The organism is Plastoroseomonas hellenica (genome assembly GCF_018129085.1).
In the GTDB taxonomy this organism is placed as follows: domain Bacteria; phylum Pseudomonadota; class Alphaproteobacteria; order Acetobacterales; family Acetobacteraceae; genus Plastoroseomonas; species Plastoroseomonas hellenica.
Genome location: NZ_JAAGBB010000099.1, coordinates 1 through 10,820 on the forward strand (window position 1 = coordinate 1; position 10,820 = coordinate 10,820).

Annotated in this window: 8 protein-coding genes; 7 read left to right on the forward strand and 1 reads right to left on the reverse strand. The window is 70.2% G+C overall.

Annotated elements, in window-relative coordinates; all coding sequences use genetic code 11:
- A partial coding sequence (locus GXW71_RS33535; protein WP_211858253.1) for a hypothetical protein occupies window positions 1-308 on the reverse strand: 308 nt, incomplete at its 3' end.
- 200 nt (window positions 309-508) lie between these two features.
- Between GXW71_RS33535 and GXW71_RS33540 the strand changes: the two genes are divergently transcribed.
- The 7 genes from GXW71_RS33540 to GXW71_RS33570 form a co-directional block, all read left to right on the forward strand.
- Complete coding sequence (locus GXW71_RS33540) at window positions 509-2,059, forward strand: sensor histidine kinase (RefSeq protein ID WP_246527135.1); 1,551 nt, start codon at window positions 509-511, stop codon at window positions 2,057-2,059.
- A gap of 2 nt (window positions 2,060-2,061) precedes the next feature.
- Window positions 2,062-2,700: a response regulator transcription factor gene (locus tag GXW71_RS33545; RefSeq protein ID WP_211858263.1), complete on the forward strand. Its 639-nt coding sequence runs from the start codon at window positions 2,062-2,064 to the stop codon at window positions 2,698-2,700.
- A 252-nt stretch (window positions 2,701-2,952) separates the two neighbouring features.
- A complete protein-coding gene (locus tag GXW71_RS33550; RefSeq protein WP_211858265.1) occupies window positions 2,953-6,777 on the forward strand; it encodes an autotransporter outer membrane beta-barrel domain-containing protein in 3,825 nt (1,274 codons plus the stop codon).
- Window positions 6,778-6,935: 158 nt separating this feature from the next.
- Window positions 6,936-7,505 carry a hypothetical protein gene (locus tag GXW71_RS33555; protein WP_211858267.1) on the forward strand — a complete coding sequence of 190 codons (570 nt, stop codon included), beginning with the start codon at window positions 6,936-6,938 and terminating at the stop codon, window positions 7,503-7,505.
- Between the two features lie 179 nt (window positions 7,506-7,684).
- Complete coding sequence (locus GXW71_RS33560; RefSeq protein ID WP_211858268.1) at window positions 7,685-8,053, forward strand: hypothetical protein; 369 nt, start codon at window positions 7,685-7,687, stop codon at window positions 8,051-8,053.
- 11 nt (window positions 8,054-8,064) lie between these two features.
- Window positions 8,065-8,802 carry a hypothetical protein gene (locus tag GXW71_RS33565; protein ID WP_211858270.1) on the forward strand — a complete coding sequence of 246 codons (738 nt, stop codon included), beginning with the start codon at window positions 8,065-8,067 and terminating at the stop codon, window positions 8,800-8,802.
- Window positions 8,803-9,614: 812 nt separating this feature from the next.
- On the forward strand, window positions 9,615-10,820 hold a 1,206-nt coding region (locus GXW71_RS33570; protein WP_211858273.1), incomplete at its 3' end, for an autotransporter-associated beta strand repeat-containing protein.

Here is a 10,820-nt window from a genome sequence, read left to right on the forward strand (position 1 = left end):
CACTCGCCGGGGTCCTGGTTGTACTGGGCCGCCTGCTGCCGCGCGAAGGACCCTTCGGAGGACGGGACGACGCCCGTGTCGGCGCGGTCGGCCTGCGCGGCCAGCGGGTCCTGCCGGGCCGGCGCGGCCTGCGGGGTCGGCGCGGCCTCCGAGGCCTCCGAGGTCTGCCACTGCGGCGTCGGCGCGGGCTCCTGCGCGGGCTGCTGCTGCCACGCCAGCTCCGCGAGCTGCACCTGCGGCGCCGGCTGCGCCTGCACCAGGCCGAAACTCGCGAGCGAGAGCATCGCCGCCATCATGATGGGCTTCATGTCCGATCTCCTCTGGTTGCGCCGCATCCCCGCGGCGTCGCCAGGGATAGGCGCCGCCCGGCACGCGAACCATGCGACTGAGGTGGAGCGCGGGCTGGCGATGCGTTGGGGTGGGCTATGCTTTGGTATAGGTCTGCGGGGTGCAGGCTTTCCTGTAAGCGGGACGCGTTCGGATGGATCGGCTTCGCATGATGCAGGACATGGCTGGCTGGCCCGCTTCGCACTGGCACCACCTGGCGGCGCCGCCGCTGGCGCTGCTCATCTTCGCGGTCGACACCTTCACCGATCTGATGAGCGCGATCGCGGTGCTCTATGTGCTGGTCATGCTGATCGCCGCGCGCCCGCTGACGCGGCGCGGGCTGATCCTCGCCGGCATCGGCTGCCAGGGCCTCGCGATCCTCTCCTTCGCCATCTCGCACGGGCTCGGCGCGAATGTCTCGGCGGTGCTGCGGCTGGCGGTCGCACTCGCCGCCATCCTCATCACGACCATGCTGCTGCTGCGCGACCAGGCATCGCGCGCCAGGCTGATGGCGACGCATGCGGCCCTGACGCGGAGCGAGCGGCGCTACCGCCTGATCTTCGAGAATGCGCGCTTCTCGCTCTGGGAGCAGGACTATGCCCAGGTCGGCCCGGCACTCGCGGCGCTGCGCGCGGCCGGCGTCACCGACCTCGCCGACCACGCGCGGCGGCATCCGGGCTTCGCCGACAGCCTCGCCGCGCTGATCGTCACCATCGACGTGAACGAGGCGACGCTGGAGCTGATGGGCGCGCAGCGGCGGGCGGATGTGCTGGGCCCGCTCGGCCGCTTCCTGCCGCCGGACCGGGGCGCGCTGGTGCAGGTGCTGCAGGCGCTCCTGGACGGGCGCGACCACTTCGAGGGGCGCGGCGCCATCCTCGGGCTCGATGGCCGGGTGCGCACCGTCCTCCTCGGCATCACCTTTCCGGAGGAGGGTGACGGCCTGTCGCGGGTCATCACCAGCCTGGTCGACATCACCGCGCGCGAGGAGACGCAGGAGGCGCTGCTCGCCGCCCGCGCCGAGCTCGCGCGCGCCGCCCGCGTGGCGACGGTGGGCGCGCTCTCCGCCTCCATCGCGCATGAGCTGAACCAGCCGCTCGGCGCGCTGGTGATGAATGCCCAGACCTGCCTGCGCTGGCTGCGGCGCGACCCGCCCGACATCGCCTCGGCCTCCGCGGCGGCGGAGCGCACCGTGCGCGACGGCATGCGCGCGAGCGAGCTGGTGCGCAAGACGCGCGGCATGCTGGTGAAGGGCGAGCGGCAGGACGAGACCATCGATCCCCGCCAACTCCTGGAAGAGGTGCTGCCCCTGCTGGACCGCGAGATCGGCGCCAGCGGCGCGCGCGTCGCCACCCGCATCGCGCCTGACGTGGGCGGGATCCGCGCCAGCCGCATCGAGATGCAGCAGGTGCTGATCAACCTGATCGGCAACGGGCTGCAGGCCATGGCCCAGCGCCCGGCCGCGCTGCGCGAGCTCACTCTTGCGATCGAGGCGGCGGATGCGGATCATGTCCTGATCTCCGTCGCCGATCGCGGCACCGGCATCCGGGAGGAAGACCTGCCGAAGCTCTTCGATCCCTTCTTCACGACCAAGGCGGATGGCATGGGCCTCGGCCTCGCGATCTGCCGCGCGGCGATCGAGGCCGCGGGCGGGTCGCTCTCGGTGCGCAACCGCGCGGATGGCGGCGCGGTCTTCGACTGCCTGCTGCCCGCCGCCGCCCGGCAGGCCGCCTGAGCATGGCCAGGCCCGCGCCGCCCCGCGCCGCGGAGCAGCCGCTGGTCCGCGTCGTCGACGACGACCCCGCGATCCGGGAGGCGATGCTGGACCTGCTGCGCTCGGTCGGCATCGATGCCATGGGCTTCGCCTCGACGCTCGCGCTGCTGGAGGCGGGGCTCTCCGCCCGCCCCGGCTGCCTGGTGCTGGATGTGCGCCTGCCCGGCGTCAGCGGGCTCGACCTGCAGGCGCAGCTCGCGGCCGGCGGCGACGGCCTGCCGATCATCTTCATGACCGGCCATGGCGACATCCCGATGTCGGTCCGCGCGATGAAGGCGGGCGCCGTCGATTTCCTGACCAAGCCGGTGCGCGACCAGGACATGCTGGACGCGGTGGCGGCGGCGATCGCCAGGGATCGCGAGCACCGCGAGGCCCGCGCCGCCGCCGCCCGCGTCGCGGCATTGGCCGCGACCCTGACGCGGCGGGAGCGGGAGGTGTTCGATGGCGTCGCGCGGGGGCTGATGAACAAGCAGATCGCGGGCGATCTCGGCATCACCGAGATCACCGTGAAGCTGCACCGGGGCAATGTGATGCGGAAGATGGAGGCGCGGACGCTGGCCGACCTGATCCGCAAGGCGGGGCTGCTCGCGGAGGGCGCCTGACCGGCAGGGCGCGAACGCCTCTGCGCTCAGCCGACCGGCCGTGGCATCCAGGCGGCCGAAGACGAGCGCGCATCACGTTCGGCGCAGTTCTCGCAGCGGGTGGTTAATCGGCGGCGCTGCCGCTGTTGCTGCATCGCAACACCATCTCGATTTCCCGCCCATCTCGCCTCATCATCGGCCCGGCCGGCTTGTTGCACGGTTGCATCCCTGCAAGACCAGCAACTTGGAAGCGCAGCTTGTCAGGGAAGACTCATGGACGCGAGTGTTGCTGCCGGTTCTCTGGGTCCGTGGGTCACCCGCAGGGCAAGGCTGCTCGCCGGCGCGTCCGGCGCCGCGCTGGCCATCGCCTGCTGGCTCGCGCCGCCGGCAGCGGCGGCCAACTTCACGGCGGGCAGTGATGCGCAACTGCGCCAGGCGATCATCGACGCCGGCAACAGCCCCGATGCGAGCTCGACGATCACCCTGACCGGCAGCTTCGCGGTGACGAATACGGTCCTGCCGACGGTCACGAAGCCCCTGACGATCGACACCCAGGGCTTCACCCTGTCGAGTTCGGACAACCCCTCAGGGGCTGGAGCTTCCATTAGACTGGTGACCGTATCCGGGGCGACAGTCAGCATTTCGGGCACCCTTGTCGGCGGCAGCACCGGCAGCGCGAGCAGCACCGTAGCGGGCGGCGGGCTTGTCCTGGGCGGCCCAGCGACGGTCGTCAGCAACGGCACGATCACCGGCGGCGGTGCGAACAACGGGGGCATCGGAGGCGTCGGTGCCGCGCTAAGCAGCGCTGTGATCCTCGTCAACAACGGCACGATCACCGGCGGCAGCGGCACGGCGACCACGAGCGGTGCTCTGACCCCAGGGGCCGGCGTCTCGATCGCCCTCGGCGCCTCGCTGGTCAACAACGGCATCGTCCAAGGGGCGAACAGCCTGGGAGCAGTCGCCGGCGTCGGTATTTTCCTGAACTCGGTCATTCCTGCCACGGTGACGAACACCAACGTGATACGCGGCGGTTCGGACCTGACCGGTGCTGTTGCAGGCGGCGCCGGGATCTCGGCGCGGGGCGGGACTGTTACCGTGATCAATTCCGGCACGATCGAGGGCGGGAACGGCGCACCCGCGATTATCACGTCGGCTTCCGGCACGAACCTCACCATCAGCAACAGCGGCACGATCCGGGCCGGTGCCGGCTCGGCCGATGCGATCGCCCTGAGCGCGACCTCGACCGGCGCGCTCACCCTGGAGCTGCAGGCGGGATCGGTGATCGAGGGCAATGTGGTCGGCAGTGCCCTCCGGCCCAACGACACGCTCCGCCTCGCAGGGACGGGAACCGCCATCCTCGGTGGCGGCATCGGCCCCGATGGGCAGTACCGCAACTTCGACATCTTCGAGAAGATTGGCGCCGGCACCTGGATCCTGACGGGTGACAGCACGATCACCAGCGCCTTCCAGCTCCAGGACGGCACGCTGCAGATCGGCAATGCCGGCACCTCCGGCAGCCTGGCCGGCGACATCGCCAATGCCGGCACGCTCGTCTTCAACCGCAGCGACACCCTGACCTACACCGGCGTCATCTCCGGCACCGGCGCCGTGCAGCAGAACGGCACCGGCACCCTGATCCTGACCGGCGCCAGCACCTATACCGGCGGCACCACGATCAATGCCGGCACGCTCGCCATCACGCAGGACGCGGCGCTCGGTGCGGCGACCGGCGCACTCACCCTCAATGGCGGCGCGCTGCGCTTCGATGCCGGCTTCGACCTCTCGGCGACGCGGCCGATCGCGATCACCGCCGCCGGCGGCATCATCGACAGCAACGGCTTCACCACGAGCATCGCCCAGGGCATCACCGGCGCCGGCGCGCTGGCCGTCGACGGCCCCGGCACGCTGATCCTGACCGGGACCAACAGCTATGCCGGCGGCACCGCGATCAATGCCGGCGGCCGGGTGCAGCTCGGCAATGGCGGCACCAGCGGCAGCATCGCCGGCAATGTCGCGAACAACGGCACGCTCGCTTTCAACCGCAGCGACGCCGTGACCTTCGCCGGCGCGATCTCCGGCACCGGCGCGCTGGTGCAGGAAGGGGCGGGGACGACCATCCTGACCGCCGCCAACACCTACACCGGCGGCACCACCATCGCCGCCGGCACGCTCCAGCTCGGCGCCGGCGGCACCAGCGGCAGCATCGTGGGCAACGTGCTGAACAACGGCACGCTGGCCTTCAACCGCAGCGACGCCGTGACCTATGCGGGCGTCGTCTCCGGCACCGGCGCGCTGCGCCAGGAGGGCACCGGCACCACCATCCTGACCGGCGAGAACACCTATACCGGCGGCACCACCATCACCCAGGGCACGCTGCAGCTCGGCAATGGCGGCACGTCCGGCAGCATCCTCGGCAATGTCGTCAACAACAGCCTGCACAGCCTGGTCTTCAATCGCAGCAACACGCTGGTCTTCCCTGGCGTGATCTCCGGCGTGGGCGCCGTCCGGCAGGAAGGCACCGGCACCACCGTGCTCACCGGCGCCAACACCTACTCCGGCCCGACCTCCGTCAATGCCGGCACCCTCCAGGCCGGCGCTACGAACACCTTCAGCCCGGCCTCCGCGGTGACGGTCGCATCCGCCGGCACGCTGGCGCTGGCCGGCTTCGACCAGACTGTCGCGGGGCTGACCAATGCCGGGCTGGTCTCGCTCGGCGGCGCGCCGGGCACCCGGCTGACGGTCGCCGGCAACTATGTGGGGCAGGGGGGCATCCTGGCGCTGAACACCGTCCTCGGCGGCGACAGCTCCGCCTCCGACCGGCTGGTGATCCAGGGCGGCAGCGCCACCGGCAGCACCGGCCTCCGCGTCACCAATATCGGCGGGCCCGGCGCGCTGACCACCGAGGGCATCCAGGTCGTGCAGGTGGCGAGCGGCGGCACCACCGCGGCGGGCGCCTTCCGGCTCGACACCCGCGCCGCCGCCGGCGCCTTCGAGTACCAACTCTTCCGCGGCGGCAATGCCAGCGCGGACGATTGGTATCTCCGCTCCTTCCTGACGGACACGCCGGTCTCGCCGGGCACGCCGGCGCTGCCGGGCTCCCCCGGCATTCCGCTGTACCGGCCGGAGGTGCCGCTCTATGCGCCGGTCGCGGCGCTCGGGCGGCAGATGGGCCTGGCGACCCTCGCCTCCATCGGCAGCCTGCATGAGCGGGTCGGCGAGCAGGAGAATGTCCGCGACCTCGCGGGCGCCAGCCCCTACGCCAATGGCGCCTGGGCCCGCGCCTTCGGGGAGCGGGCGCGCAGCCGCTGGGATGGCCCGGCGGCGTCGCGCGCCACCGGCAACCTCATCGGGCTGCAGGCGGGCTTCGACATCCTGCGCACCAACCCCTATGCCGGCGGCCACCGCGACCATGCCGGCATCTACGTCGCCTACACCGACTACAACGCGCCCAACGTCTCGGGCTTCGCGATCGGCCGGCAGCAGCGCGTCGGCCGGTTGCTGATGAGCGGGCCCTCGGTCGGCGCCTACTGGACGCATTTCGGCCCGAGCGGCTGGTATATCGATGCGGTGTTCCAGGCGAACTGGTTCGACGTGAAGGCGAGCTCGGATTTCGGTGCCGGGATCAGCACCAACGGCACCGGCTATGCGGCGTCGCTGGAGGCGGGCTACCCGATCCGCTTCGGCCAGGCCGGGCGCTGGCAGATCGAGCCGCAGGCGCAGGTGATCTGGCAGAGCGTCTCGATCGACCGCGCGCGCGACCAGTTCTCGAGCGTCGACTGGGACGAGGATGACGCGGTGACGGGGCGGCTCGGCGCGCGGCTGCAATACACCGGCCGCGACGAGCGCACGCTGTGGCAGCCCTACGCCAAGGTGAACCTGTGGCACGCCTTCTCGGGCTCTGACCGGATCCGCTTCGGCAACTCGGCGCCGATCGAGAGCAGCTTCGGGGAGACGGCGCTGGAGGTGGGCGCGGGGATCACCGCGCGGGTGAACCAGACCACCAGCTTCTACGCGCATGCCGATTACCGCTGGTCGCTCGGCGGCGACAGCCGCCAGACCGCGACCCAGGGCAGCATCGGCATCCGCTTCAACTGGTAGCCCATCCATGGCGACCCGGCCTCCCCGGGGTTTCCGAACCCCCGAAATGCCATGAAACGCCACACGGCCGAGAGCGGTGCCGGTGAGATTGCATCAATCCCCCCGTGTAATGCAGCGACCCCGCCCCAACATCGCCTCCACCAGTATGGAGCGGTGAAATGAGTGACGACGTCCTGGACATCCGCCGGCGCGCGCTGGAGGAGGCCTTCTTCGCGCGGCAGGATGCCGAACTGATCCACCGCCTGCGGACGCGCAACGAATCGGGCGTCCGGAAGCAGGCGCTCTCTGCGGCCTCTGGAATCATCGATGACGCCCTTCTGGAGAAGCTCGTCGCCTCCGGAATCGAGAGCGACACCTTGGCGGCGCTGACGCTCGTCCCGCTGGTGGCCGTCGCCTGGGCCGATGGATCGCTCGACGAGAAGGAGCGCGCAGCGCTGCTCTCCGCCGCGAGCGGCACCGGGCTGGACCCAGCCGGGCCCGGCTACCAGCTCCTGACCCAGTGGCTCGCCAAGCCGCCTGGGCCGCATCTCCTGGAAACCTGGACGGACTACATCCGCGGCACATCCGCCAATCTCGAGGAAGATGCTCGGCACACGCTACAGCTCCATGTCCTTGGCCGTGCCCGGCGCGTGGCGGAGGCGGCGGGCGGCTTTCTCGGCCTTGCCCCGAAAGTGTCGGCGGCCGAGGAGGCCATGTTGGAGAAGCTCGAGGGTGCCTTCGCGCGCTAAAGCGCACTCCCCGTGCACGGTCCTGGAGTGTGGCCCGGGATGTGGGCCCCCGATCGCTCACCTGCTGTCCGACGACAGCGGCTGGATCAGCGTGGAGCCCATCGAGATCACCGCGGCTATGTAAGCTTGGCGCCGCTCGGATCGCCGACGGCGTCGACCGCCCTGGGTGGGAGGGACGCATGAACCTGACGCTCGTGTCTTCCGGCGATGACCAGGCTCTGGCCATCCGCGATCATCTTCTGCCGCTTGTCCGGGAAGGCGGTACCCTGGAACTCCAGCGCGACGCTATCCGGCTCTTGTCGCTGCGGACCGGAGCCTGGACCGTGGAACACTGGACCCCGTTCAACGACCTTTCCCCGGAGGAGGCATCCTCCCCGGGGTACCGGCACGCAGTCGAACGGCAGCACACGCGGCCGGGGCTGCCCTACGGGCTCGAAGTATGGCGCGCCGGGACGAAGCTGCTGTGCATTTTATGGGCTGACGGCGGCAAGTTCGAGGTGCTCGATTTCGTGCGCGGCTCCTGGGAGGCCGACGCGCTGGCCCTGTGACCCTGCGGTCGATGTCATGCCACCCATCGCTTCTCCTTTCGGCCCTGCTGCTGTCGGGCTGCGGCAGCGACTGCAACCTGCTCTCTGGCCGTGCGACGCCCTGCGACGCGCCGATGGCGGCCGGTGCCTTGCTGCTGGCGCCGGTGGCCGCTCCGGTGCTGCTGCTGGACGGCGTTGGCCAGGATGCCGCCGACCGCCGCCGCTTCGCCGAGATGCAGGCGCGGGTACGGGCCGGCGAGCCGGCGGCGCTGCGGCAATGCGCTATCGGCTGCAATTCCTTGTCGGCCGGGGCGGTGTCTGCCGAGCAGCGCCACGCCCTGCGCCGGCAGGCGGCCGAGGCTTTGCTGGCCCAGGCCGGGCCTGCACCGGAGGATGCTGATGTCCCTGCCTTGATCGTCGCCTATGCCCTGACGCTGAATCCACGCGCGCCGAGTGCGCTGCCGCAGGCGCTGGCCCTGCTTCGCCGCCCGGACGTGGAAGCGCTGGCGGGTGCGGGCGGCACCGCGCCTTACGGTGGCTTCGGTTTCGTGGTCAGCCAGCTCTATGGGATGGCAGTGGCGGTCCGCTTGCGCGAGGCGTCGAACCGCGGGGCCGCCTGGGCACGCTGTGCCGAGGACGCCGCCGCCTACGCCGCACCCTTCCGGCCCACACCCCTTGCCATCTGCAGCCAGGCTTGGCGTTGGGTCGAGGAGGGCGCACCGCCGGAGCCGCTACGGCGACGCTGGATGCGGCTGACGTCTCTCGAATAGCGAGTCGGGATGCGGCTGGTGCGAGAGCGGAAGCCGCCCTGCGGCGATGGTGCCGCCGCACCGATCCCGGAATAGGGCAACTCCTCCGCGAACGCCTTGCGCCGCCGCGAAACTACGATCGCGCCCCAGCAGCGAGCGCCCCCAGTCCAAGTTGCGCCCATCGCCTGCGGCCATTCCGGCGAGAACCGCCTCGACGTCAACAGGCGGCCCGGCCGTCGCCGTCGCGGCGGCCGGCGCGGGTCTCGTGCCCATGGGAGAATCGGTGCCCGCGCCGCGGTCGCGCCGGGCAGCGGCGCTCCGTCATTGGAGAGCGCCTGGCTCGCGCTCGCAAGCGGAGCGGGTGGCATCGCCGATGCGATCTGATCCGCTGGTTGTGCCGGTGGTCTTGGTTGCACGAAAAAATAGCGGCGGCTCCGCCGCCGCCGCTAAGTCCGGGGCCGCTCCAGGCGCCAGCGCCAGCTTCTGTCAACTGTTCAGGGACGTATGCACCCGGCGCGCTGCCTGTCTATAACACTGTAAAATCCAGCAGTGCCGGTAAAATAGTATACGTTTCCGAGCATAATTTTATTTTGAAACCGAACTATAGTAAAGCTTACGGCAATTAAGCACGGTCAGGGCTTACGCTACTTCCAGTTGAGTTCACGAGTACTACGGGAGCTGGCGCTATTGTCGCCGTTAAGCCACAGGCCCCTCGCATTCTTATCATCACGCGTAGCGGCTACTTGCTGGCGGCGAAGGCAGACCGTACCGGGTGGCCAGCTCGTGTTGAGACCCCAGCGATCAGCACGGAGAGCCACGTCGGGAGAGAACTGGTGACCGCCGCATCTGCTTCAGGGGCCAATGCCCGCATGCACAACCTCAAATACGTCGCTCTGGTCGCGCCATCGGTTCTGATCGCATTCGGCATGGCGCCGGCATCGGCAGCCTGCGTCACGAACGGCACGACGATCACCTGCGACGCCACGACGCCGCAGTCGACGATCATCGGCGGCGGGGACGCGCCGGCGGGCGATGGCACCACGGTGCTGGTTCAGTCGAATGCAAGCGTGGCCGTCGGTGATAGCCCGGCGATCAGCCTGCGCGACGGCGCCAATATCACGGTGTCGTCGGGTGCGACCGTCAGCGCGACCGCCGTGGCAACCGCTGGCGGCTACGGCACCGGCGGCAACACCATCGAGGTCCGGAGCCGCGGCACGATCACGATCGACCAAGGCGGCTCGGTGCTGGCGCTGGGCACACAGGGATCGGGCGAGGCCATCAACCTGCAGGGCGGCAACAACACCGTCACCAATAACGGCCTGATCCGCGCTTTCAATGCCGCCGCGATCTGGATCCAGAGCTCGACCGGCGTGAACACCATCGTCAACAACGCCACCGGCGTGATCCAGGCGCCTGGGGCCGTGCTTGGCGTAAGCGGCACGGCGACCATCGACTTCACCAACCACGGGCAGGTCATCGGCGACCTGGTCTTTGCCGATGGCGATGATTTCCTGCACATCTTCACCGGCTCGCAGATTACAGGGACCCTGTCGGGCGGCGGCGGCTCCGACAATGTCGTCCTCAGCGGCACCGGCAGCGATGCCATTTCGGGCACCTTCGCGGGTTTCGAACTGCTCACCAAGAACGACAGCGGCACCTGGACCATCACCGGCGCCATCACCGGCCCGACCGCCGTCATCGTCGATGCCGGCACGCTGATCATCACCGGCGACAATTCGGCCTATGCGGGCAGCGTGTCCGTCAACCCGGCCGGCACCCTGCAGGGCCGTGCCCAGGTCCTGCCGCAGGCGATCACCGACAACGGCCTGGTTCGCTTCGCCCAGACCGACGACGGCACCTATGCCGGCCTGATCACCGGCACCGGCGCGGTCGAGAAGACCGGCGCCGGCGTGCTGACCCTGGCGCCTGCCGCCGTGGGCGGGAACACCTATTCCGGCGGCACCATCATCACCCAGGGCGTGCTCGCGATCGCCGCCGACAACGCGATCGGCGCCGCCACCGGCCCGCTCACCTTCAAC